22 protein-coding genes are annotated in these 24,480 nt (G+C 67.5%); 14 read left to right on the forward strand and 8 right to left on the reverse strand.

Going from position 1 to position 24,480, the window contains the following annotated elements:
• Window positions 1-6 precede the first annotated feature (6 nt).
• The 3 genes from NQ034_RS06300 to NQ034_RS06310 are packed head-to-tail and all read left to right on the forward strand — an operon-like array spanning window position 7 to window position 979.
• A complete protein-coding gene (locus NQ034_RS06300) occupies window positions 7-204 on the forward strand; it encodes a hypothetical protein (protein ID WP_257047711.1) in 198 nt (65 codons plus the stop codon).
• Window positions 201-377, forward strand: coding sequence for a hypothetical protein (locus tag NQ034_RS06305; RefSeq protein WP_257047712.1), 177 nt, complete (start codon window positions 201-203; stop codon window positions 375-377). The genes NQ034_RS06300 and NQ034_RS06305 overlap by 4 nt, the downstream gene beginning before the upstream one ends.
• Window positions 374-979 carry a hypothetical protein gene (locus NQ034_RS06310; protein WP_257047713.1) on the forward strand — a complete coding sequence of 202 codons (606 nt, stop codon included), beginning with the start codon at window positions 374-376 and terminating at the stop codon, window positions 977-979. Before NQ034_RS06305 ends, NQ034_RS06310 begins: the two co-directional genes overlap by 4 nt.
• Here NQ034_RS06310 and NQ034_RS06315 read toward each other — a convergent pair.
• Window positions 976-1,233 (reverse strand): hypothetical protein, encoded by a 258-nt coding sequence (locus NQ034_RS06315; RefSeq protein ID WP_257047715.1) that lies wholly within the window; start codon window positions 1,231-1,233, stop codon window positions 976-978. The genes NQ034_RS06310 and NQ034_RS06315 overlap by 4 nt on opposite strands.
• 255 nt (window positions 1,234-1,488) lie before the next feature.
• Here NQ034_RS06315 and NQ034_RS06320 point away from each other — a divergent pair, with 255 nt between their 5' ends.
• From NQ034_RS06320 to NQ034_RS06330, 3 genes are all read left to right on the forward strand, one after another.
• On the forward strand, window positions 1,489-2,604 hold the full coding sequence (locus tag NQ034_RS06320; RefSeq protein WP_257047724.1) for a tyrosine-type recombinase/integrase: 1,116 nt from the start codon (window positions 1,489-1,491) through the stop codon (window positions 2,602-2,604).
• 129 nt (window positions 2,605-2,733) lie between these two features.
• On the forward strand, window positions 2,734-7,788 hold the full coding sequence (locus tag NQ034_RS06325; RefSeq protein WP_257047725.1) for a DUF4011 domain-containing protein: 5,055 nt from the start codon (window positions 2,734-2,736) through the stop codon (window positions 7,786-7,788).
• Complete coding sequence (locus NQ034_RS06330) at window positions 7,775-7,984, forward strand: hypothetical protein (RefSeq protein WP_257047726.1); 210 nt, start codon at window positions 7,775-7,777, stop codon at window positions 7,982-7,984. Before NQ034_RS06325 ends, NQ034_RS06330 begins: the two co-directional genes overlap by 14 nt.
• Window positions 7,985-8,129: 145 nt before the next feature.
• On the opposite strand, the gene mscL is transcribed toward NQ034_RS06330, so the two are convergent.
• The 4 genes from mscL to NQ034_RS06350 form a co-directional block, all read right to left on the reverse strand.
• Window positions 8,130-8,546, reverse strand: coding sequence for a large-conductance mechanosensitive channel protein MscL (gene mscL / locus NQ034_RS06335; RefSeq protein ID WP_257047727.1), 417 nt, complete (start codon window positions 8,544-8,546; stop codon window positions 8,130-8,132).
• A gap of 212 nt (window positions 8,547-8,758) precedes the next feature.
• Window positions 8,759-9,415 carry an SAF domain-containing protein gene (locus tag NQ034_RS06340; RefSeq protein ID WP_257047728.1) on the reverse strand — a complete coding sequence of 219 codons (657 nt, stop codon included), beginning with the start codon at window positions 9,413-9,415 and terminating at the stop codon, window positions 8,759-8,761.
• A 112-nt stretch (window positions 9,416-9,527) separates the two neighbouring features.
• Window positions 9,528-9,740 (reverse strand): FmdB family zinc ribbon protein, encoded by a 213-nt coding sequence (locus tag NQ034_RS06345; RefSeq protein WP_257047729.1) that lies wholly within the window; start codon window positions 9,738-9,740, stop codon window positions 9,528-9,530.
• 38 nt (window positions 9,741-9,778) lie between these two features.
• Window positions 9,779-10,426, reverse strand: coding sequence for a 5-formyltetrahydrofolate cyclo-ligase (locus tag NQ034_RS06350; RefSeq protein WP_257047731.1), 648 nt, complete (start codon window positions 10,424-10,426; stop codon window positions 9,779-9,781).
• A gap of 11 nt (window positions 10,427-10,437) precedes the next feature.
• Between NQ034_RS06350 and galU the strand changes: the two genes are divergently transcribed.
• From galU to NQ034_RS06370, 4 genes are all read left to right on the forward strand, one after another.
• The gene (galU, locus tag NQ034_RS06355; RefSeq protein ID WP_257047733.1) at window positions 10,438-11,343 is read left to right on the forward strand and encodes a UTP--glucose-1-phosphate uridylyltransferase GalU; all 906 of its coding nucleotides are present in this window, start codon (window positions 10,438-10,440) and stop codon (window positions 11,341-11,343) included.
• Window positions 11,344-11,382: 39 nt separating this feature from the next.
• Window positions 11,383-12,018 (forward strand): molybdopterin-binding domain-containing protein, encoded by a 636-nt coding sequence (locus NQ034_RS06360; RefSeq protein ID WP_257047735.1) that lies wholly within the window; start codon window positions 11,383-11,385, stop codon window positions 12,016-12,018.
• Window positions 12,018-12,617 carry a GNAT family N-acetyltransferase gene (locus NQ034_RS06365; protein WP_257047736.1) on the forward strand — a complete coding sequence of 200 codons (600 nt, stop codon included), beginning with the start codon at window positions 12,018-12,020 and terminating at the stop codon, window positions 12,615-12,617. The genes NQ034_RS06360 and NQ034_RS06365 overlap by 1 nt, the downstream gene beginning before the upstream one ends.
• Window positions 12,618-12,823: 206 nt before the next feature.
• Window positions 12,824-14,587 (forward strand): hypothetical protein, encoded by a 1,764-nt coding sequence (locus NQ034_RS06370; RefSeq protein WP_257047737.1) that lies wholly within the window; start codon window positions 12,824-12,826, stop codon window positions 14,585-14,587.
• Between the two features lie 246 nt (window positions 14,588-14,833).
• Here NQ034_RS06370 and NQ034_RS06375 read toward each other — a convergent pair whose 3' ends face one another.
• On the reverse strand, window positions 14,834-16,294 hold the full coding sequence (locus NQ034_RS06375) for an NAD-dependent succinate-semialdehyde dehydrogenase (RefSeq protein WP_257047738.1): 1,461 nt from the start codon (window positions 16,292-16,294) through the stop codon (window positions 14,834-14,836).
• A 287-nt stretch (window positions 16,295-16,581) separates the two neighbouring features.
• On the opposite strand from NQ034_RS06375, the gene NQ034_RS06380 reads away from it, so the two are divergent.
• On the forward strand, window positions 16,582-17,886 hold the full coding sequence (locus tag NQ034_RS06380; protein ID WP_257047739.1) for a cation:dicarboxylate symporter family transporter: 1,305 nt from the start codon (window positions 16,582-16,584) through the stop codon (window positions 17,884-17,886).
• Window positions 17,887-18,157: 271 nt separating this feature from the next.
• Window positions 18,158-19,162, forward strand: a complete 1,005-nt coding sequence (locus tag NQ034_RS06385; RefSeq protein WP_257047740.1) for a hypothetical protein — start codon at window positions 18,158-18,160, stop codon at window positions 19,160-19,162.
• A 140-nt stretch (window positions 19,163-19,302) separates the two neighbouring features.
• Here the strand turns inward: NQ034_RS06385 and NQ034_RS06390 are convergent, their stop codons facing one another.
• Window positions 19,303-19,683, reverse strand: a complete 381-nt coding sequence (locus tag NQ034_RS06390) for a GNAT family N-acetyltransferase (protein WP_257047741.1) — start codon at window positions 19,681-19,683, stop codon at window positions 19,303-19,305.
• Between the two features lie 114 nt (window positions 19,684-19,797).
• Between NQ034_RS06390 and NQ034_RS06395 the strand changes: the two genes are divergently transcribed.
• On the forward strand, window positions 19,798-21,408 hold the full coding sequence (locus NQ034_RS06395; RefSeq protein WP_257047742.1) for a GNAT family N-acetyltransferase: 1,611 nt from the start codon (window positions 19,798-19,800) through the stop codon (window positions 21,406-21,408).
• 183 nt (window positions 21,409-21,591) lie between these two features.
• On the opposite strand, the gene NQ034_RS06400 is transcribed toward NQ034_RS06395, so the two are convergent.
• Entirely contained in the window at window positions 21,592-23,013 is a 1,422-nt protein-coding gene (locus tag NQ034_RS06400) for an SLC13 family permease (protein WP_257047743.1), read from the reverse strand.
• 233 nt (window positions 23,014-23,246) lie between these two features.
• Here NQ034_RS06400 and NQ034_RS06405 point away from each other — a divergent pair, with 233 nt between their 5' ends.
• A complete protein-coding gene (locus tag NQ034_RS06405; protein ID WP_257047777.1) occupies window positions 23,247-24,476 on the forward strand; it encodes a trans-sulfuration enzyme family protein in 1,230 nt (409 codons plus the stop codon).
• Window positions 24,477-24,480: the final 4 nt, after the last annotated feature.

The following is a 24,480-nucleotide window of genomic DNA, read 5'->3' on the forward strand; positions in this document are numbered from 1 at the left end:
TGACAAATGATTGAGGCATGGGCCGTGGTTGAGACTGGCCGATTTGCGGGTAGTAAGTTCCAGGCGATCAGGAGGCTATATACGTCCGAGCGGCAGGCGAAAGGCTACGTGACGTGGGTCAAGAACCACGAAAACCCGGACGCCGACCTGCGCATCGTCCATTTGCTCGAAGGGGCAGTGCCTGAGATCGAGGATCGCCGATGATTGAGCTTCAGCGGCAGGAAGCCGCACTCGATTACGCGCAGATGAGGATCGAGCAGACCGATCGCACAGACCTGGCCGACTACCTTTACGAAGAGGGTTACGACCTGGCAGATGACGACGAGCTGGACGATATTTTCCACAAGATCCGGTCGCTGCGATTGGATACGCCGTGAACATCCATCCGAAGCGGCTGACGATGATGCTCGATAACGCCGTAGCGGTATCGTCCGAAGGCAATAAGCCGTTCCCGTATGTCGCAGTCCTCGCTGCGCCCCGAGGGGTTCGTGTCGCCGCATGCGGGCAGCACGTCCTGGCATTCGAAGGGCACGGAGCCGCCTCGGGAGGACCTGCTGTCGTCATCGAGGCGGGGGAGGCTAAAGCTATCGCCAAGGCCTTGCGCGCCATCGACGGCTACGCCCGGAAGGAGCGCGAGGTCGAAGTGTCGAACATCCAGGGCGTCTTGCGCGTCGTAGACGGTGAGCCTTTGGCCGAGGTGGCGAGCCTTGATTCGGAGGATGTCGATGATCTGCTCGATCTACTCGACAAGGCCGAATCGATCAAGCCCGACCCGGAGGCCGCCGGCGACTTCGTCGTCGATGCTGCGATCTGGGCGACGCTGGGCAAGCTCAAGAGCGACGACACGCGTCTCCATGTCATCCCGCGCTACGCGGGGGACACGTCGTGGTTCAAGCTAGGCTCGGACATTACTGGGTTCATCGAGGGCAATCGAACACGGCCCGAGATGATCGGTGTCGCGGTCGAAGACGACAACTAGCCCTTGAGGTAGTCGTCGGGGTCGATCGTAATGATCGCAGCGTCGCTCCGACGAGCGCGCTTGCGGGGCGAGTTTCCGTCCGAAGCCTTGGGTGCGACGTTACGAAGGGCCGCCTCCTTCGAGTCGGTGCGGAGCCGGGAGTAGATCTCCTTGAGCTCTGCACCGTGCTCGTAGCACAGCCGGCCGACGGCAAGTCCGTCCGGCCCCTGGATCGTCCATCGATCCGCATCTTTTTCACAGTACATACACTTCATGCCTCGATCATACCGAGCTGGCAATGGCGCCGCTTAGAATGTATGCTAGTGGACATGCAAGATACGTTAATGACGACCGCAGAGGTATGCCAAGCTCTGCGTGTATCCAAATCAACCCTCAGCCGCTGGCGGCTGGATGGGACCGGGCCTGTCGAGGTCCGCAAAGCCTTGGTCTGGCTTGACCAGACACACATGACCATGCCGCGCTACCGGCGCGGCCTTATCGATGAATTCATACATGGAAGGAGGTAGCCAATGGCTATCGACAAGCTGCCTAGCGGCCGCTATCGCGTCCGCATCAAGGCCGGAGGCCAAGTCGTCGACACCAAGACGTTCGACACCAAGCGACTGGCATCGAGGTACGAATCAGCTCGTAAGCTAGAGCTCGAAGGCGGATTTGATCCGCGCCTCGGCAAGTCGACCTCGATGTCGACTGCGCTAGGCATTTTCCTGGACGCACGAGAGGGGTCTGTAGCGGCCTCGACGGTCTCGACCGACAGGCGCTTCATCTCGGCTCTTCCTAGCTCGCTAATGGGCCGTTCCGTGGCCGATGTCAGCACCCAGGAGCTTGAGCGTTTCGTCAAGAAGTACAAGACATCAGGGTCGAGGCTCCGAGCTAAGACGACGCTGTCGGCGTTCTTTACCTGGGCCAAGAAGCGTGGCTACCGCCAGGATCAGCCAGTCAAGGAGATCAAGATCGCTTCAGGCCAGGCCCGCTCAATGAATCCGTGGACGTGGGATCAGATGGAGCAGTTCGCCGCCCTGGTCGATCCGTACCGACGGGTCGTGAGGGCGCTAGCCTACGAGGGCCTGCGCTGGGGTGAAGCCCGCGCGACCAAGGTCTCCGACATCAAGGGCGACATGCTCCATATCACTCGGTCGTGGACCGAGGGGTACGACGAGAAGGATGTCAAGCAGCACCAGGAACGATGGGTGCCGATCCTCGGCGCCGTCGAGCTCGACCTGGCGATGCTAGCCAAGGGCAAGGCTCCAGGCGATCGGCTCTTTACATCGCCTCGCGGCCGGCCGATCAACTCGCGCAATCTTAGGCGCGACGTCGACTGGGCCTCGAAGGCTGGCGGGCGAACGATCCATGACCTGAGGCATACGGCTATCACCGAGTGGATTCGTCACGGCCTACCGCCATCGACGGCTAAAGAGTGGGCTGGCCATGAGTCGCTCAAGACAACTGACCGGTATGTTCACGCCGCCGGAATGTCCAGTGCCTACGGCCGAGCGATTCTCGACCGTGTCACGGTCGGTGTCACCTCGGTGTCACGCCTCGCCGGTGATGAGGCCGAGATCGGCGAGTTGCCGCGGATCTCCGGAGATTTGACTTTGGCCTTAGGAGAGCGGTGCTCTATCCCCTGAGCTACGGGGGCGACAGTGATCCACCGGCTTCCCGGTGAAGTACCGAATCTACTCTATCAGCTTCTGAAACACACCTTCATCCGGTGTGCCTTTGGAGCGTGAGGAGGTAATGCAAGTACCCTGGACTACGTGTCTAGACTTACTGAGCCGAACTCCGTCGAAGCCGCGTTCGCCAATTGGCAGGAACAGGCCGCCAAGCTGGGTGGTCGCGACACGATGCTGCACTTCCGCGATTCGCGGGATGGCCTCATCGAGCTCACCGGCGCGCACCCCTCCGGCATGGCGCAACTGTTGGCCGGTCGGCCAACGCGCCTGTCCAGCCTGATTCGCGATGCCGAGCAGCTCGCCGATGCCAGGCGCCGGGCGCGCTCGATCCGGCAGAAGGACGAACAACTGGGGTATGAGCGCGGAATCGCGGTCGCCCAACTGGCCATCGGATTCGCCTCCTGGACCAAACGCGAGGGCAGCCTGCGCCACGAGTTCAACGCCCCGATCCTGTTGCGCCATGTGCAGTTGGTCCCGCGTGGATCCAAAATCGAGGACTACGAGATCGTGCTGTCCGACGACATCACGATCAACCCCGCCCTGCGCGCGATCCTGGAGGTCGAGCACGGGGTGTTCATCGACGCCGATTCGTGGATCGACGCGACCCGCGAACGCGGTCACGGATTCGATCCACAGCCGGTGATCGACCGCCTGCGGACCGCGACCAAGGCCGTGCCCGGTCTGCTGGTCAACCATCGCCTGGTCATCTCGACATTCGCGAATATCGCCGCCACCTTCACGGGCGACGCCGGTGCAGAGGGCAATCCGCTGTTGCGCGCCCTGGCCGGCGACGTCGATGCCAGGGAGGCGCTGGTACAGCACGCCCAGCAGGCGGATCCGGGAGCGCCAGGCCCCCACGAGTCCGCGGCCGTCACGCTCAGCGCCGGGGTCTCCGACGGTTATGACGAGGTCATCCCGGAAGATGATCCGGTCAATGATTTCGGGCCGGCGGGGCTTGTGGCGATCGACTTCAGCGATGACGACGACGATTTCTTCGACGATGACGAGGACTACTACGACGAGGACTTCTTCGCCTCCCAGGCCGACTGGGGCGAGGACTCCGAGGACTCGGAGGCGCGGGAATCGGCCGAGGGGGATGCCGGTGCCGCAGAAACCGACGCGGCCGGTGCGCCGGGGCGGACTCCGGCGGAATCGGCGGCGGCCCCTCCTGTGCAGGAACAGGCAGCGCAGGAACAGGCAGCGCAGGAGCCGGCGGGACAGGATTCTGCTGCGCAGGCACAGTCCGGCGCCGCCGAGTCCCCGGCAACCGCGGCCCCGGCAAGTGACTCCCCGGCCATCGACGCCGCGAGGTCCGAAACTCCGGCGCAGGACTCCGCGGACACGACTGCCGAATCCGACCGGGCCGCGGCCTCGGATACCGACAATGGCGCCAAGCCCCAGCCGTGGCAGAGTGCGGCGGCCAGCCAGGCGACCGGCAAAGTGGAGCCCGCGGCAGGCGATGCCGAAGCCATGGAGCCAGCCGGTTCCCAGGCCCCGAAACGGACTGCGCGCGGTGCGGACGGGTCCGGGCGGGCGCACAAGCGCCGCCTGACGGTGGAGAACCCACGCGGCAGGCGCAGGCGCAAGGGTCCCATCCGGCGCACCCGCCACGTCGCCAAGGCGCCCACGCCCCTGCCCGACCGCGATCCGGCCGATGAGTTCCTCGTGCTCGACGTCGACGGTGATCAGCAGGCGGTGGTCGATGCGGCACTGGGCGGCGGAAGCTTCGTCGTCCACACCCCCGCCGGCTCGGGTGCCACCCAGGTGGCGGTGGCGACCGCGACCTCGCTGGCCCACCAGGGCAAGAACGTCTTGTACGTCGCGGCCAGCTCTGATGCGCTCGATGCCTTCGCCGGGCGGCTGGCGGCGGCGGGCCTGCCCGATCTGCTGGTCGACGGGCGCGCCGGCGACAGTGGGATGCGCAAGCGGCTGGTCTCCCTTATCGTCGATGCGGAACGCGCACAGAAGCCGGACCTGGCGAAGCTGGTCGAAGAACTCACCGAACTGCGCGGCCGCCTGCGCGACCACACCCAGGCGCTGCACCGGGAGCGCAAGCCGTGGCGGACCTCGGTCCATTCGACCATGGAGCATCTGGCGCGGCTGACCGGACGCGATCCCGGTCCCCAGACCGCGGTCCGTTTCGGACCCGAGGTGATGGATGCGACGCCCGCGGCCCGCGAGGTCCTGCGGGAGACCCTGCTGGAGTTCTCGAACCTGGGCGCCTTCACCCTCGACGTGGAGGACACCGTGTGGTTCGGGGCGAAACTCGATACCAATGAACAGGCCGAGGACGCGCGCCAGGTTGCGGAATCCGCTGCTGGCAGGCTGCCGAAGCTGATCGCGGAGGCCGAACCGGTGCTGCGCGCAGCCCATCTCAACCCGCCGCGTACGGTGGGGGACTGGGGCCAGTGCCTGCGCCTGCTGGGCGATATCGAGAAGACCTTGGAGCGCTTCGCCCCCGATATCTACGAAGCTGATCTGGACCTGTTCATCGGGGCAACAGGAAGCTCCGAGTACCGTAGGGAACGCGGTCTGAATCTGGGGATGTTCGAACGCGGGCGGATCAAGCGGGAGGCCCGCGAGTTCGTCCGCTCCGGTCTGACCGTCGAGGACTTGCATGCGGCCCTGCTCGAGGTCCGCGATGAGCGTGAGCGGTTCAACGAGTTCTCCTACTTCCGCAAGGACCATCAGGGAGCGAAACTGCCGGTCGTTCCGCCGGGCCTGGATTCGGCCAAGGCGGTGTACGAGGAACTCGCCGCCGATCTGGACCGCCTGATGCCGGTGCTGGTCGATACCCCGGATGGCGGTGACCTGGCCGGGATGCTGGTCGAGGAACTGCAGGCCCGGCTCGAGGCGATGGCCGATGACCGCGAATCGCTGGCGGAGCTGCCGGCGCGCACCGAGCTCGAGGTGCGGCTGCGCGCCGGCGGGCTGGGCGATCTATTGGACGATTTGCGCGGACGCCGGGTGCGCCACGCGATGGTCGGCGACGAGTTCGACCTGGCCTATTGGGCGACGGTGCTCCAGCAGATGGCCACCGAAGACGCACAGATCACCGGCTTGTCCGCAGCCGAGCTCGACCGGATCGTGGCGGACTACCGGCGGTGCGATTCCGCGTTCGTGGCGGCCGGTGCCCAGCGGCTACGGTACGCCCACGCACAGGCGTGGAAGCGGGCCATCCAGACTCACAAGGACCAGGCGGAGGTGGTCCGCTCCGAACTGCGCGGGGACTACCTGCACCTGGACCGGATGACGGAGAAGGCCCCCGACGTCGTCGGCGCACTGGCCCCGATCTGGATGATGAGCCCCTATCAGGTGCCGCAGAACTTCGGCGATGTGCCGCTGTTCGACACCGTGATTCTGGCCGACGCCGCGATGTTGTCGGTTGTGGAGGCGGCTCCGGCGATCACTCGGGCCAAGCAGGTCATCGCGCTCGGTGATGAGCGCCTGCTGGGTCCGCGTGAGTTCAGCGTGTCCGTGGACCGGCGCACACCCGGCCCCGAGGACCAGGTCGACAGTGTGTTCTCCGCCCTGGCGGACTTCCTGCCGCAGTACCAGCTGCACACGACGCACCGCGAATCGCCCCTGGGGCTGTCGAGGATGCTCTCAGGGCTGTTCTACGATGGGATGCTGCGCGCCCTGCCGAGCGCCAGGACGAACGACGGACCCGGCCTGGAACTGGCCTATGTGCCCGACGGACTGGGCAGCCCGGACACCGCGACCGGTCAGGTGGAGAGCCTGGAAGTCGAAGTCCAGCGCGTCGTCGACCTGGTGCTGCGCCACGCCCGGACCCGTTCGCGGGAGTCCCTTGCGGTGGTTGCGCTGACGCCGTGGCACGCCCAGCGGGTGGCCACCGCGATCCAACAGGCAATTCGCACCTATCCGTATGTGGCGTCCTTCTTCTCCTCCAGCGGGGATTCGTCGACGGGGGCCAAGGAGCCGTTCGTCGTCACGGATGCCGCACGGGTGCAGGGGATCGTCCGCGATGCCGTCATCTTCTCGCTGGGTTACGGCCGGACCCTGCAGGGCCGAGTCATCTACAACTTCGGTGCCCTGGGCGAACCCGGTGGGGAGCGCCTGCTGGCGGCCGTGGCGACCAGGGCCAGGCGTCGGCTCAGCGTCGTCAGCTGCTTCGATCCGGCGGACTTCGAACCGACCAGGCTCAAGGGCGGTGCCGCCCTGTTGCCGGACTTCCTGCGCGGTGTGTCCATGGGCTCGCGCCTGGAGGCCAGGGCCAGGGCCGCCGCGGCCGGAGTGGGCGACGACCCGCTGGTGGCCGATATCGCCTGGCGGCTGCGCAAACGGGGCCTGGCCCCGGTGGAGCGCTTCGCCGGGATCGACCTGGCCCTGCCACTGGGCAATGCGCAACAGCCCGCCCCCGCGGAGACCGGAATGGTCATGGCGATCGAATCGGACGGCCCCCGCTACGCTCTGACCGGCAGTATCAGGGAACGCGAGAGGCTGCGCGCCGAGGCTCTGGAGGCCCGGGGCTGGACCTATCGCCGCCTGTGGTCGGCGGCGGCCTTCGTCGATCCGCAGGAACAGGCCAATGGGCTGCTGCGCCTTTGGCAGCAGCAGGTCGAGGAGCTTTCGCCCCAGTCGGTGCTCGACGCCGCGCGTGCGGCGGCGGTCGTGGTCTCACGGCAGGGTTCACGGCCCAAGGTTTCACCGGGGCTGCCCGTGCACGCGTATTCGGTGGCGGCACTCGACGCGATGGTCGACTGGATCCAGTCCGATGGCGTGTACCGGACGGATGCCGAACTCATCGAACAGCTGCGCCAGGCCCTGGCCCTCAAGCCCCGCGCGGTGGAACTCAGCGATTCCCTGACCGAGGCCGTGGGCCGCTACCGCCGCCGGGTCTCCGACCGGAGGGAAGAGGGCTTCGCCCCGGTCGCCGCCCCGCGGCCGGACGCCGGGACCGATGAGTCGGAGGGATCCGTGGCCCGGACCCCCGCCGGGGACTCGGACCGGCAGCCGGGTCGCCCGGCGGACAACCCGGATCCAAAGGACGAGGGGGCCGCAGCGCCGAGCCAGGCGGCCGTGATGCCCAGCTACGACACCTCGCTGTTGCGCGAGGAGCACCTGATCGACGCGGGGCTGCGCCCGGAGGAACGAGACGAGGGCGATGACAGGGCCTGAGCACTCCGGGGAATCACCCGAGTCCGAGGAGGAGGCCGTGCGCAGGGCCGCCGCCCTGCAGGCGGCGAAGGAGGCCTATCGGCGCACACTGCGCAACGAGGCGCCCGGCGAGCACGATTCGGCCGGGGCCGAGGCCTCGGACTGGCAGCGGAAGGCCGCCTGGCTGCGGGCTCAGCGGCCCCCACACTGGGGGTGAGGTACCCGGTACGCGGGCGACGTTTGAGTGTGAAGACGACGGTGGGCCGTGTGGACTATCCCGATAACGGGAAGTCCACACGGCCCACTGTCAGTGCCGGGGGCTTCGGGCCCTGCGCCCGTCCTGTGCCCGGCCCGGTGCCGGATCAGTGCTGCGGATCGTTGTTCGACTTGGCGTTGGCCGCCAGCAGGTCGCGGATCTCGGCCAGCAGTTCCTCGCTGGTCGGCGGGACCTCTTCCTCGTCCACAGTGCCGCGCTTGCGCATATTGGCCAGCTTGTTCATCGGCATGACGATGACGAAGTAGACCACGGCGGCGATGATGAGGAAGTTCAGGGCCGCGGTGATCACGGCGCCGAAGTCCAGGAAGGTGGCGTCGACTCCGGGCCTGACGTGGAAGCCCAGGCCGCCCATGTCGGGGCTGCCGATCGCGGCGATCAGCGGGTTGATGATCTTGTCCGTGATGGCGGTGACGATCGCGGTGAACGCACCGCCGATGATGACACCGACGGCCAGTTCGATGACATTGCCGCGGAGGATGAACTCCTTGAATCCCTTGAACATACGGGTTCCCTTCGATTGACGGTGCGCTTGGCTGATCTGCCAGCCGGTACCTCACCCAATGTAGTGGAGAAAGCCGCCACCCTGGGGTAATTGGGGCGGTCGATTTCACGGCGGAGTAGTGATGTATGGCACCGTGCACGCAGCACAGACCGGTTCGCCCCTGTGCGCTGTCGGAGCAGGCTGTGCTCCGGTGGCAATACCGGGACGCCGCTTCAGTTCAACAGAGCGAAGCCGATGCCGGCACCGGACAGTGCCGCCAGCCCGCCGGCCCGATCCTGCGGGACGGACAGGGTGATGACCGTGGTCGTCCCACCGAGTGCCCCATTGCCGCGCTTTTGCACCGCGGTGACCAGGGCCTCGGGGACAAGGGTGGAATCGCGCGATTCGCCCGTGTCCGCCGTGGCGTACACGCGGACCCGGTGGCCCGGCTGCAGGACGGAGGCGTAGGCCTCGTCCGCGATCCCCACGGGGACCAGGACATGGTCCTTCTGCGGGTGTCCGCTGCCAGGGGCCGCGACCGCCCCCGGCGTCAGCACCAATGCCCCTGGCAGGTTCTGTGCGGCCACCCTGCCCTCCAGCTGGGTCGGATCGGTGAAGTGCTCGTGGGGGAGGGCCTCGTCCGGCAGTCGGGCCAGCCGCAGGTCCGCTGCGGACAGTGTCGCGCCGGCAGCGATGTCCCTGGCTGCGACAACGACGGGTGCGCCGGTGGTGTCACGGGGCACCAGGGCCCAGGCCAGCAGGGTGACCGCCAGGCCGATGGCCACGCCGGCTGCGAGCCTGCGGTGATCGCGGATCGCCTGGAGCAGGCCTGCGTGGATGGGCACCCGAGCCGAGCGGGCGGATGACTGGACGGGGCCGAAGAGTCTCATATCGGCAGTCTGCGGGCACTGTGGTGCCCGAAAACAGCCCTACGGGTGAACCTGTGGATAAACCGCGACGATAGACGGCCCCTGTGACCTTCGGTCGGCCGCAGGCCTACCGTCAGTCGTTCGAGGAGGAGCCCGCGGCGGAAGGGCTCGAAGCGGAATCGGTCCGGTAGAAGCCGGAGCCCTTGAACGTCACACCCACCGTGCCGAAGTTCTTCCGGAGCCGGCCGCCGCACTCGGGGCATTCGGTCAGAGTCGCATCCGAGAATTCCTGGTGGATGTCGAATGCGTGTCCGCAGTTCTTGCAGCTATAGGAGTACGTGGGCATGGCGACCTTTCTTAAGACCTTAGGAATTATAGTCGTCGTCAGGAGTCGGTGTTGTGCTGACCCGACTCCGTGAGCACCGCCGGCACCCGCAGGTCCCAGGGCCGGGCGTCCACGGGAACCCCCAACTCGGCGGCGAAGCACACGCCCACCACCTGGGTGCCCTCCGTCCCGGTCAGCGGGCGCAGCCCCTGCGGGCCGAAAGTGCGGTCGTAGAACCCCGCACCCTGCCCCAGTCTGGCGCCTGTCCGGTCGAAGCCCAGACCGGGCACCAGGACCAGGGCTTCGCGCCCCGTGCCGTCGCCGCCCAGCCGCAGCTCGGGAGCACCGACCCGCGGGCCGGCGGGTTCGCGGATACCCCACGGCCCGGTGGCGGGGATTTCGGCCAGGGGCCCCGTGACCCGGGCGAAGGCCAGGGGGCGATGAGGTGTGGTGACCGGCAGCCAGACCTCGGCTCCGGCGTCGTGCATCTGCTGCAGCAGGCCATCGACATCCGGTTCGCCCGGCAGTGCCGCATACCCCAACACGGTGTGGAACCGGGCCGGATCCCAGCCGGCCGGCGGGGTGAGCACGGGGTCCTGCGAGCGCTTACGGCGGGTGGCCCTGGCCGCGCGGACGGCGGCGCGCAATTCCGGCTTTCTAAGCCGGGGCTCATCTGCGGATTGGGTGGGGGACATGAACACCAGCATAGAATGATCCTATGAGTGAACAGAAAGTCAAGCGTGTGAAGAAGGCCGTCATCCCCGTGGCCGGCCTGGGCACCCGCTTCCTGCCCGCAACGAAGGCCACACCGAAGGAAATGCTGCCGGTGGTCGACAAGCCGGCCATCCAGTACGTCGTGGAAGAGGCCGTGCACGCCGGGCTCGAGGACGTCCTGATGATCACCGGGCGCAATAAGCGGCCGCTGGAGGACCACTTCGACCACGTCGACGGGCTCGAGGCGGCGCTGAAGGCCAAGGGCGATGAGAAGAAGCTGGAGCTGGTCGAGTACTCCTCGGAACTGGCCGACATCCACTATGTGCGCCAGGGTGAGCCGTTGGGCCTGGGCCACGCGGTCCTCAAGGGCGAACTGCACGTGGGTGACAATCCCTTCGCCGTGCTGCTCGGTGACGACCTGATCGACGAGCGCAATCCCATCCTGCCCGAGATGATCCGGGTCCAGGAGGCCACCGGCGGTTGCGTCGTGGCGCTCATGGAGGTCCCCGCCGACCAGATCCACCTGTACGGCTGCGCAGCGGTCGAACCCTGCGAGGACGTCGACGGGGCGGTGCGCATCACCGGTCTGGTGGAGAAGCCCGACGCCGCCGAGGCACCCTCGAACTATGCGATCATCGGCCGGTACGTGCTGGCCCCGGAGATCTTCGACGTCCTCAAGGAGACCCAGCCCGGCCGCGGCAATGAAATCCAGCTGACCGATGCGCTGCAGACCCTGGCCCAGGACGATGCCTCGGGTGGCGTCTACGGCGTCGTGTTCGATGGCCTGCGCTACGATACGGGGGACAAGCTCAGCTATCTCAAGGCCGTCGTCACAATTGCCGGCAGCCGCGATGACCTGGGCGAGGAGCTCAATGCCTGGTTGCGGGACTACGTCGCGGGCCTCGACTGAGACCCCACCACACCCGATGAGCACCACCGAAGGCGGACGATGACCAGCCATGACCGGCTCTACAGCGCCCTGTTGGTGGTCGCGGACACAACGACGCCGCCCCAGGTGATGAGTGTGGCAGGCGATGTGCTGGCCGGCCACGACTTCACGGTCCGCCGTGCTGCGGCGCCGGTGTCGGAACTGGCCGGATTGTGCACGGGCAATGCGGGTGGTGTCGATGTGGTGGTGGTCGTGGCCCGGCTCAGCCCGGGTCGCGGCAACGACGCGTCGGCCCGGATCCGGCGGGTGCTCGAGCACCCGCTGCCGGGACTGAGCGAATTGGTCCGTTCCATCCAGTACGCCTCCGGCTATGGGCGGGCGATGTTCGAGGACTGCGCAGCCGGTTGGATCGGGACGACCCTGGTGCTGGTCCTGCCCGCTGACACCGGGGCGATCTTCGATTCGCTCCACGAAGTCCTGCCACTGCTGATCGAGGTGTCCTATGGCGTCCAGCCCACCGACTCCGATTTCTTCCTGCCCGATTCGCCGGGCCTGGCCGAGGACCCCATCCCCCTGCGCGGCGCTCAGCGCGAGGCCAAGATCCTGCACCTGCCGACGCGCCCGCGGCCCGATTCCAGCCGGGCCCCCGGCGCGGGTCCGGACGATGACCCCGACACACCCCTGGGGAGCGCCTGATGGGACAGTGGCCGGTGCGGCTGAGCGATGGCGAACTCGAGCTGCGTCCCCTGGCCCGCTCCGATGCCCGTGCCTACGCCGAGGTCAGAGCGCACAACCGTGACTGGTTGCGCCCCTGGGAGGCGAGCTATCCGAACGGGCAGAAGGTGGAGACCGACTTCAAGCGGGTGCGCAGCGGACTGACCCGCGCGGCCCGGTCCGGTGATTTCCTGCCATTCGCCCTGAGCGTCGACGGGCACTTCCGCGGTCAGCTGACGGTGTCGGGTCTGCAGTGGGGTTCGATCTGCGGAGCGAGCCTGGGCTATTGGATCGACCGCCGGGTCGCGGGCCGGGGTCTGACCCCGCGGGCCGTGGCACTGGCCTGTGACTACTGCTTCCTCACACTGGGGCTGCACCGGATGGAGATCAACATCCGACCGGAGAACGCGGCGAGTCTGCGAGTCGTGGAGAAACTGGGATTCGTCTACGAGGGCCTGCGCCGCGGCTATATGCACATCGACGGGCAGTGGGCCGATCACCTGAGTTTCGCGCTCTTGGCCACGGATGTGCCCGAGGGGCTGCTGACCGCCTACCGGCGTGCGGGGCGCGCGGGCGGCTAGCAGTCGGCGCGGTGCTCAGGTCCACAGAGGGTCGGGGCCCGGGTGGGCCTCGGATTTCCGGTGGCGTGCACCCGGTGTGATTCCGATTACCGGTATGCCTGCGAATGTGGGCCTACACATGTGAGAGTCCTAGGAATTCTTGCGTGTTCGCGGACACGCCAGGTTTTATCCTCTCCCCGGACGGTTACTCACCCTAGGGTGAGTATGTGGATACCAGCATCGCGATCGCAGTCATCGTCACCGTGTTGTTCGTGTTCGCCCTGCCCCTTCTGGCTCGCCGTGGGGATACTGCGGCCCAGGAGTCCCAGCGCGACACGCTGCCGGAGACCGCCCTTCCCGTGACAGCGGACGTGGACGTGCGCGCCGACTGCGGTGCGGCAGGCTCCCTGCCGGGGATACTCACCCCGACGGCCCGACCGTCGCTGCCCCTGTCAGGGACGGCGGAGTCCGCCCCGGCGGCCCATCTCATCCTGGGCCCGCAGACGCCCCGTCTGCGCGTGGTCGAGGGCGACCTGGCGCGCGGCGCCGGTGTGTCCGGCGGACTCGAACAGGACGGCGCCGAACAGGGCGTCGAACAGCCGGAGGAACAGGTGCTGCCGATGGCGGTGGGGCAGGGGGCTCCCATCGTACTGGAAACCCAGTCCGGACCCGGCGAGTCGGCCGGGGCACCCACCGGATTGCACATCGTGGGGTCGTCAGATATCAGAGTTCATGACAGGATGGATGATCACGGCTCCATCGGCAGCACCCTCGGACCCACATCGTCGACCACTGCAGGTTTGGATATGACTATGCACAATGCGCAGCACCGTCCCGGTACGCACGTGACCCATGGTCCGGCCCACCGGCCCACCGCCCGGACGTCCACCCCCCGGGTGGACTCGAGCGCCGCTCCGGCCCGATCGACCGCCACCCCACGGGCGGCGGGACTCAAGCGCATGTTCGGGTTGTCCTTCGCCGTATTCGGCCTGGTCGCCCTGGTCACGGCGGTGCTGAGCATCTTCACCTCGCTGCTGCTGGCCGTGCCAGTGCTCTCGGCGGCTCTGAGCCTGAGCAGCCTGTTGGTCGTCGTCTTCCTGAATTTCACCGCCGACGAGGCCCCCGCCATGAGCGAGCGGCCCGCCGAGCGGCCCGTGGTTGAGCGTCCTGCCGCGCAGCGGAACGCAGCAGGCCGGTCCACCGGATCGCAGCGCCCGGCCCCGGCAGACGAAAACGCTCGCTCGGCTGGGCAGGAGAAGGTACGTCCCAGGGCCCAGGACCGGCCTGCCGCCGCCACCGAATCGAAGCCGCGCTCCCGGGCCGCCGCCGGAGTTCGCACCCCGGCGCAGGCCTCGCAGGCGGCAGCGGTCCGTCAGGCGCGTCTCGCCAGGGCCGCTCAGACCGCCGCAGCACAGGCCCCGCGCCCGGAGGAGACGTCCAGCGCTGCCGGCCCCGCCCCGACCGTTCCGCAGCGGCCGGACCGGGTGCCGGCGCCGGTGGTCATCGGCCACGATGAAGAGGACACGAACGTCATCATGCGCCGTGGGTCCGCAGCCCCCGGAAAGGCGAGCCCCGCTGCTGCGCAGGGCTCCAAGCCGGCCGCGCCCGCGGCGCCGGACGAGCCGGAGGCGGCTCCCGCCCCTGCCGCGCCCGAACTGCACCTGGGCTCGGCGTGGAAGCCGGCCGGCGTGCCCGTTCCCACCTATGTCAACGCCCCCGAGGTGCCGCGTGTGGCCTCGGCCGCCCGCCAGGCTGATGCCGCTTCCTACGCCGGCGGTCATCGTGATGCCGCGGCGGAGTCCTTCGTCGCCGAAGTCGGTGAGCGTGCAGAACTGACTGATGCGAGCCGCGAGGACGGGCCCCTGGCCCATGGCCGCGCGGCCATCCGCGGTGGGGAGTCGAAGCGCTCCAGTGCCGCCGTCGAGCTGCCGGCGACCGGGACTTCCGGTCTGGGCTCGCTGGACGACGTGCTGGCCCGCCGTCGCGCCTGAGCGGGCGGCTGCCCGGTAGCTGGTGCCCGGCGTGAGTTCGAGCGGGCCCAGCGGCTTCGAACGGCAGTGGCTTCGAACGGCGGAGCATAGGGCAGAACCCATGACGAGGCCCCGATCCTGATCAGGATCGGGGCCCTCGTCTATTCGGCGCCGGTGGGCGGGCCTTGGGCCACTCGAGGGGTCCTGCCCGGCACCCGGGGGTGAGCAGGGCCGCCGGGCGGCGGTGCGCCGCCCGGCGGCATCGGCTCAGGCGAAGCGGGGGACCGCAGTGTACTTGGTCTCGAGGAACTCGTCGATGCCGACCGAACCGCCCTCACGGCCCAGACCGGACTGCTTGACGCCACCGAAGGGCGCAGCCGGGTTCGACACCAGACCGGTGTTCAGGCCGATCATGCCGCATTCCAGCCGCTCCGAGAGGTCCAGGCCGCGCTGCAGATTCTCCGTGAACAGGTAACCCGCCAGGCCGAAATCGGTCTCATTGGCCTTCTCGATGGCCTCGTCGTCGGTGTCGAAGACGATGATCGGGGCGACCGGGCCGAAGATCTCCTCGCTGCGCAGGGCAACGTGCTCCGGGATATCGGTGACGACGGTCGGCGCGTAGAAGAAGCCGGCGCCCTCAACCTTCGCCCCACCGGTGACCACCGTCGCGCCGGCGGCCACGGCCTCGTCGACCAGGCCGGCGACCTTGTCGCGCGCGGCCTCCTCGACCAGCGGACCGACCTCGATGCCGTCTTCCAGACCGTTGCCCACGGTCATCGCCGACATCCGCGCGGCCAGCTTCTGGGTGAACTCCTCGGCCACCGCACGGTGGACGAAGAAGCGGTTGGCAGCCGTGCAGGCCTCGCCGATATTGCGCATCTTGGCCAGCATTGCGCCCTCGACGGCCTTGTCGACGTCGGCATCCTCGCAGACGACGAACGGGGCGTTGCCACCCAGTTCCATGGACGTCTTCATAACGCCCTTGGCGGCCTGTTCGAGCAGGCCCACACCCACCTCGGTCGAACCGGTGAAGGTGATCTTGCGGGCGATGCCCGACTCCATCCAGGGGGTGACCACGCGGCGCGCGGAGTTGGAGGTGACGACGTTGAGCACACCGGCGGGCAGACCGGCTTCCTCCAGGATCTCCGTGAGGAAGAAGGAGGTCAGCGGCGTCAGCTTGGCGGGCTTGAGCACCATGGTGCAGCCGGCGGCGATCGCCGGGCCGATCTTGCGAGTGCCCATGGCCAGGGGGAAGTTCCAGGGGGTGACGAGGATGGCGGGACCCACCGGTTCCTTCGAGACCATGATGCGGGTGTTGCCATCGGTGGAGTTCATGAACTCGCCCTTGACACGGACGGCCTCTTCGGAGAACCAGCGGAAGAACTCGCCGCCGTAGCTCACCTCGCCCAGGGCCTCGGAGAAGGGCTTGCCCATCTCCGCGGTCATCACCGCTGCGATCTCGTTCTTGCGCTCGCCCAGCAGTTCGAAGGCGCGGCGCAGGATCTCACCGCGTTCGCGGGCGGGGACCCGGGCCCAGGACTTCTGCGTCTCGCCTGCGACCCTGATCGCCTCGAGCGCATCGGCCTCGGATGCATCGGCGATCTGGGTGAGGACCTCACCGGTGGCGGGGTTGACGACGTCGATGGTCTTGCCGCCCTCGGCATCGCGCCACTGGCCGTTGATGTAAACCCCGGTGTGGAGCTTGTCGATGATGGCTTGCACGTCCATGTTGCTGTGCCTTTCGTTAAGGGATAAGCGGGTGCTCGCGAGGGTTACACCCTTGGGGCCAAGTGTAGTAGGAAACCCCCGACCACCCCAGGGACACGGTTCACCTGGTGGGACGGGGCGCGGGTGTATGCGATGTGCAAATGGTTTGACCTGGAAGGGAACTGGATGTTCAATGGGAAAGGTGTGGGCCTTCCCCGGCCCAGCACGCACATCCCTACCCCACACAATCCCCGATATGCGTCCCGCCGCCGTGCGCGGACCCGCTTATTGCCCAAAGGAGCATCCCCATGACATCGTCGCCGACCCCGGCTGCGCCCACTTCTCCCGCACCCCCTGCGGCCGTGAAACACAGGGACCGGACCCACTGGCTCTACATCGGCGTGATCTTCGCCGTGGTTCTGGGCGTCATCGTCGGCCTCATGACCGGCCCCGCCGCCGGCGGACTGCAGGTTCTGGCCGATATCTTCATCGCGCTGATCAAGATGATCATCGCCCCGGTCATCTTCTGCACCATCGTCACCGGCGTGGGCGCGATCGCGAAGGCCAGCACCGTCGGCAAAGTCGGCATCATGGCGATCGTGTACTTCCTCATCATGTCGACCCTGGCCCTGATCATCGGGTTGTTCGTCGGCAATGTCATCCATCCCGGTGACGGACTGCACCTGAGCGCGTACGAGGCGGGCAAGTCCGGTGGCGGGCACGGCGCCTGGGATATGGTCTTCGAGATCATCCCCGGCGATGTGCCCGTGCTGCCGACCCTGTTCACCGCGCTGCTGGTGGGCTTCGCCCTGCAGGGAATGGGGGAGAAGGGGCAGCCGCTGTTGGAGCTGGTCCAGGTCATTCAGAAGGTCGTTCTGAAGATCATGTCATGGATCATGTGGACGGCCCCGTTCGGCGCCTTCGGGGCGATCGCTGCGGTGGTCGGCAAGACGGGGTGGGCCGCCATCGGTTCGCTGGCGATCCTGATGGGTGCCTTCTACCTGACGTGCATCCTGTTCATCGCCGTGATCCTGGGGCTGGTGCTCAAGTTGTTCACCGGCTTCAACATCTTCAAACTCATGAAGTACCTGGGCAAGGAATACCTGTTGATCTTCTCGACCTCCTCGTCCGAATCCGCACTGCCCCGGCTGATCGCCAAGATGGAGCACATCGGCGTGTCCAAGCCCGTGGTGGGCATCGTCGTGCCCACCGGATACTCCTTCAACCTCGACGGCACCGCGATCTACCTGACCATGTCGGCGCTGTTCGTCGCCAATGCGATGGGTGATCCGATGAATCTGGGCCAGCAGATCTCCCTGCTGGTCGTCATGATCATCGCGGCCAAGGGAGCCGCCGGGGTCTCCGGTGCGGGACTGTCCACCCTGGCCGCCGGCCTGTCCGCCCACAAGCCGGAGATGCTGGGCGGAATGGGCGTGATCGTGGGCATCGACAAGTTCATGTCAGAAGCCCGCGCCCTGACCAACTTCACCGGCAACGCCGTCGCCACCCTGCTGGTCGGCACCTGGACGAAGGAAGTCGACAAGGAGCAGGTCCAACGCGTCCTCAACGGCAGCGATCCCTTCGACGAGGTGAACTTCGTCGACGAACACTGAGCGCCGGGCATCCGGTTAGCGCGTAGACACCAAGCCGGCGCATAGACACCATCCTGGCGCGGGATCTACCTGCTATAGCACGTAAATCCCGCGCCAGGATGGTGTCTACGAATGATCTGGTGTTCCGGGACGCCGAGCTCCCCACCCAGGGACCAGCGCCTGTGGACACATGTGCGACCCTGCGTCGTTCCGGGCTGTGGACCGATCGGGTTGTCCACAGACGGGAATCGGCCCCTGGACCCGGGCGGTCATCCGCGCCAAAGTTGCCGGCATGAGAAACGTCTTCACAGCCGAACAGGCTACCGCCGTGGGAATCCGGCACGAGGCCCTGCGCCGCGGGCTGCGCTGCTGCTTGTCCCATGTGGCCCGCGGAGCGTACATCGTTCTCGCCGAATGTACGGGGCATCCGGAGTTCCACCGTTTCATCGACGACTCCGCGATGCTGGAAATCGTACGCAAACTGTCGGCGAACCGCTCGGATACCGGGCTGCGCGCCAGATTCTGGGCCGGCGTGCATGTGGGTCTGGTCCAGGTGGTATCCGGTATCAGGGACAGTGACGTGGTCAGCCATGAGTCGGCGGCACTGGTGCACGGCATTCCGATCCTGCAAGCACGACCCGGCCACGTGACGGTCAGCAGTCCTGACCGATCGCGGACCCAGGCCGTGCTCCGACGCCGCCAGCGCGATATCCCATCCGCGCAGGTGTTGGGATGGGGCCAGCTCAAAGTCACCGACCCCGTCCGGACGGCTGTGGACCTGGCCGCTGACATATCGCTGGAGGCCGGGGTGATCGCGCTGGACCATCTGCTGCGGGGCGCCCCGGACGCCGGTGGAGTGCGCGGGCAGCTGGCGCTGATCGTCGAATCCGATTGGCGTTTGAGTCACAGCAGACGGGTAAGGACCTGTCTGTCCCTGGCCACCGGGCTGGCAGAGAGCCCGGGGGAGAGCCTGTGTCTGGTCCGCTTCTACGAATGTGGAATGGTACCCGTGGTCGAACAGCAGGTGCCGATCTACGATCGGCACGGGGCCCTCATCGCCAGGGTGGACTTCCGGGTCAACGGGACGACCATCATCGAGGTCGACGGGGCGGCGAAGTACAAGACCGTTGAACAGGGCGGCTACCGGCGGGCAGGTGAGGATCCCCTGCTCGCGGAGAAGCGCCGTCAACACCGCCTCGAAGCCGAGGGGTATCGGGTGGAGCGCCCGATGTGGGCCGAGGTCGTCGATCCGAGCACATTCAAGCGCCGGATGCGGGACCTGGGCCTGCTGCCATGAAGCCAGGCACCGCCTCAGCGCGCAGACACCATACCCGCGCCGAGACACCATCCTGGCGCAAACACCAAGCCGGCGCACAGACACCAAGTCGGCGCGGGATCTACCTGCTATAGCACGTAAATCCCGCGCCAGGATGGTGTCTATGGAAGGGCGGGGGCCAGGTGGGCGTCCCAATCGTGGTGTTCGCTGAGGAAGTGCGTCACATAGGAGCACTCCGATCTGATGCGCAGGCCCCGGGCAACCGCATCGTCGAGCGCAGCGCGGACCACTTGGGCGGCATAGCCCCGGCCGCCGAACTCGGGGACGGTCACGGTGTGGTTGAACACGCGGGTCGTGGGTGCAGGGGCCGCAGGCGCCGTGGTCTGCACGGCGTCCCCGGCGGCCGATCCCGCCTCCGGGGACACACCCGTTCCCGACTCATCGTAGAAGGCGGCGAAGGCCACCGGGACGTCCGGGCGTTCGGGCAATACGCCCACGTATCTGTTGGCGCCCGCGGGAATATCCACCTGCAAATTGCTCATGTCCGCATCGTACGCATAACCTGAAACACAGGGTAATGAGGTGAGTCACAAGCCCTCCGTACCATCGAGCCAGACAATCCGCGCCAGCCAATCACAGAACCGCAAGGGAGCTTCATGCTCGACATCTCCGCAGACAGCCTGTACTCCGCGCTCACCCCGGCGCGCGCCATCCGCACCATCATGGAGGCCGTGACCCGGGTCGATCCGGAATCGGTTCCCGAACGCCTTTCGAGCTCCCTGCCGCACGGCACCCTGCTCTATATGCCCGGTTCCTACGGCACCTATGATGCGCTCAAAGTCCTGACCCTGACCCCGGACAACCCCGCCCGCGGACTGCCGTACATCCAGGGCACCTGCACCCTGTACGACGGCACCACACATGCCGAGTTGGCCCGCGTCGAGGGTGCCGCACTGACAGCACTGCGCACCCCGGCGGTGTCTCTGGCCGGTGTCTTCCATGCGCTGCGCCGTCGGTTCCCCACGGGGGTGCGGGTCGCGCTGTTCGGCAATGGCGTCCAGGCGCTGCCGCATCTGCGGGCCGCAGCGGCGGTCGTGCCGCTCGACCATGTCGACGTGTTCGTGCGGACCGCCGGCCGTGCCGCCGAGGTCCTGGCCGGCCTGGCGCGCACCCCCGGCCGGCCGCAGACCGCAGCTGAGCAGACCGCAGCCGAGCCGACGGGCGCGGCGGAGAAGACGACCGGGTTGAGCTGTGCCGAGGTCCTCCAAAACACTCCGGAGGCCGCGGAGGCACTGCGCGCAGCCGATCTCGTCATCACCGTCACCTCGTCCGGCGAGCCCCTGTTCGCCGCGGCCGACGTCAAAGACGATGCCGTGGTCGTCGCAGCCGGCTCCCACGCCCCCGAACGCCGTGAATTGCCAGCGGAGCTGATGGGCCGGGCCACCGTGATCGTCGAAAGCCGGGCCGCGGTCCTGTCCGAATGCGGTGACGCCCTGCTGGCCCAGCGGGAGGGCCTGTTCGATCCCGCAGACGCGGTGACCTTCCGTGACACCGTCGTGGCGGAGGGCCGGAATCTGCCGGACACCGGTCCTATTGTGTTCAAAACAGCCGGCATGGGCTGGGAGGACGCGGCGCTCGCGGCCTGGACATACGAAGCCCTGCGTGACTCGACCGAGTCCGGGGCGGGGACCAGCGGCACCACGGTTACAGCCGGCCACGTCGAGTCGCGGCTGGGGGAGGGGCTACGGCTGGCCGCTGCGACCTCGGCCGATATCGGGGAACTGGTGGCACTGGTCGAATCGGCCTACCGCGGCGATTCCAGCCGCGCAGGCTGGACGACCGAGGCGGATCTGTTGGGCGGTCAGCGACTGGACGCCGAGATGGCCGCCGCGGCCCTGGCCGATCCGGACTCCGTGACCCTGGTGGTGCGCGATGGGGACTCCGGCGCGCTGGCAGGCACTGTGCTGCTCAAACGCGAGGATGCGCGCACCGCCTACTACGGCACCTTCGCGGTGGCCCCCACCCGGCAGGGATCGGGACTGGGCAGCGCGCTCATGGCGGTGGCACAGGACTGGGCGCGGGAGCACTGGGCGGCGAGCCGGATGCGGATGACGGTGATCAACAAGCGCTCCGACCTCATCGCCTATTATGAGCGCAAGCGGTGGGCGCGCACGGGCGCCACGGAGCCCTTCCCGTACGGCCAGCCGCGCTTCGGCATTCCGAAGGTCGACGATCTGGAGTTCGTCGAACTGGCCCTGGACCTGTAGCCGAGTGACCCGAACGGCTCGAACCCGAGTACCGAGGACCCGGACGGCTCAAACAAGAGCAGGCACTTCGGTCCGATTTCCCTGCCGGGAATCAGACCGAAGTGCCTGCGAATGTGAGGCCTGGGGCGCCTGGCCCGGAACGTTTAGACCGGGACGCCAGGACTAGGGGGCGGGGGAGGGTGCCTAGAACAGGCTGGCGGGCCAGACCAGGCCGCCCACCAGCAGGACCGGGCCGACGACGACCATCGACATGCCGAACCACGTGAAGATCCGCACCAGCTTGGGCTTCTCGGACTCGGGCGCGGTGGCCACGGCGGTGGCGCCGTTGGTGGAGAAGGGGCTGACGTCGACCACTGCCGAGCAGATGCCCAGCGCTGCGATGAGCGCCCAGCCGGGCAGCGCGCCGTCGGCGACCATCGGCAGGGCCAGCGGGATGAGTGCTGCCAGGATGCCGGTGGTCGAGGCGAAGGCGGAGACCAGACCGCCGACCAGGCACAGGACGAAGGCGGCGATGAGCGGGGAGCCGATGGACTTGGCCCCCTGGCCCAGCAGTTCGACGGCGCCCATTTCCTCGAGTACGCCCACATAGGTGATGATGCCGCCGACCAACAACACGGTCGACCAGTCGATCTTCGTGATCGCGCCCTTGGAAGCGCTGGGGTCCAACAGCAGCAGAATCGCCGAGAGGCCGAAGCAGATCAGGCCGATGTCGGGCTTCTGACCGAAGGCGGCCAGCACGACGACACTGGCCAGCAGTACGACGATGGCCACACAGGTGACGATCTGCATCCAGGTCAGGCCCTTGACTGCGGTCGCCTCTGCGCCGGTGTGGGCGTCATCGGCGGTGAACATCGCCTGGTCCTCGTCGTCCTCGCCGAACTGCACGGTGGACGTCGAGGCCTTGCCGCGGCTGATCGCCGAGGCGCCGGACTTGGGCTGGTAGACGGGATTGTCGTTGTGTTCCATATCCGGTCCGGTCACCGCCAGGCGCTTCGCCGCGCGGTGGGCGCGGAAGGAGTCCCGGCCCAGCACCAGATAAGCGGCGATGAGCATGAGCGCATAGGTCGCCAGCGCGATTCCGAACAACTGGAAGCCGCCCAGGTCGATGCCCGCATTGTTCGCGGTGCCATAGGTGACGATGCCGTAGAGGCTGGTCGGGGCGAAACCGCCGGCGCCGATGGCAAAGCAGATCGACATGCCCATGAGGGCGAAGTTGACGTTGTAGCGCCGTGCCACCTGCATGCCGATGGGCATCATCACCAGACCGGCCAGGGGCGCGCCCATGGCGGAGATGCAGCCGGTGAGCACGAAGAACACGAAGGGCAACACCAGTGGATTGGCGCCGACCTTGGACAGGGCCATGTCGATCAACCGGTCAACGGTGCCGTTGGTCTGCGCGATCGCGAAGAACAGGGTCACTCCGACCAGCAGCACCATGATGTCCAGGGGGAAGCCCGCGACGATGTCCGCAGCCTTCATATGTGCGATCGTCAGGCCGACGCCCGCAGCGCCGGCGAGCATCAGCACGCCGATGTGGACACCGCGGATGGCACCGACGGCGAAGATGGCGATGAATATCAGGATCGCGACTAACTGGGCGGTCAAAAGCAGGGCTCCTTCTGGGAGACGGTGGATGGGCCGGCGCACCTGGTGGGGTGCCGCCGGCGGTGAACGAAGCGCGCACTCCAGTGTGCCGCCGCGTGGACAGGATTTGTCATCCAAACGTACGGCAATCACTCAGCTTTGGCGCATATCTACAAGGGCGTGTCGGAACCGGCCGGGTCTAGGGTGGGACCATGACGACTGATTCAGCGCAGCCATCGCACGCGCAGCCCGCCATGGGCACCTCCGCCGACCGCCCGCTCGCCCCGGAAACACTGGTAGTCGATCTGGGCCGGCCCGACCGAGCCCACGATGCGCCCTTGAACCCTCCGGTGGTCTTCACCTCGACCTTCATCGGGACCGAGGACATCACGGCCGATGACTACGGCTACGCCCGCTTCGGCAATCCCACCTGGGATCCGTTCGAATCCGCCCTGGCCACGCTGGAGGGTGCGAAGCTGCCCGGACTGGTGTTCGCCTCGGGCCTGGCGGCGATATCCGCTGCCCTGGAGACGGTGGCCCCCGGCGGCACCGTCATCATGCCCGAGCACTGCTATATGGGCGCGCTGTCGGGTGCGGGGGCGACGGCGGCCTCGGGCCGCTTCGACCTGGTCACCGTCGATATCGCCGACACCGAGGCCGTGCTCGCCGCGGTGCGCACGGCCACTGCCGCGCACGCCACCGCCACATCCGGGGCCGACTCCCAGACCGGTGGTGCGCAGGACGCGGCGGGCACCGAACGCGCGGTGCTGCTGTGGATCGAAAGCCCCACGAACCCCATGCTCGAGGTCGCCGATATGCCCGCGCTGATCACCGGCGCGCACGCGGCCGGGGCCTATGTCTGCGTGGACAACACGTTCGCGACCCCACTGGTCCAGAAGCCGTTGGAAATGGACGCGGATCTGGTCGTGCACTCGGCCACGAAGTACATCGCGGGGCACTCGGACGTGGTGCTCGGCGCCGTCCTGACCTCGCGCGAGGACCTGCGCGAGGCGGTCCTGACCCGCCGCTCGATCCACGGCGGGATCGCGGGCCCCATGGAGGTGTGGCTGGGTCTGCGGGGCCTGCGGACCATGGCGCTGCGCGTCGAGCGCTCGATGTCGAACGCGCAGCTGCTGGCCGAACGCCTGGCGGATCTGGCGGAGGTCGTGCCCGGAATGAGCGTGCGCTATCCCGGCCTGCCCACCGACCCCGGCCATGCGCGCGCCGCGGCCCAGATGTCAGGCGGCTTCGGTTCCATCATCTGCGTGGACATGGGTAGTGCCGAGGCGGCGGTGCGCGTGGCGGAGGCGGTGCGGCTGTTCACCCCGGCGACCTCCCTGGGCGGGGTGGAGAGCCTGATCGAGCGGCGGCGCAGGCACGCCGCAGAACCGGAGTCCGTCCCCGCCGGCCTGTTGCGCCTGAGCATCGGCATCGAGCACGTCGAGGATCTGTGGGACGACCTCCGGTCGGCCATTCAGGACTGAATCA

The sequence above is a fragment of the Brevibacterium moorei genome, assembly GCF_024580735.1.
GTDB lineage: Bacteria > Actinomycetota > Actinomycetes > Actinomycetales > Brevibacteriaceae > Brevibacterium > Brevibacterium moorei.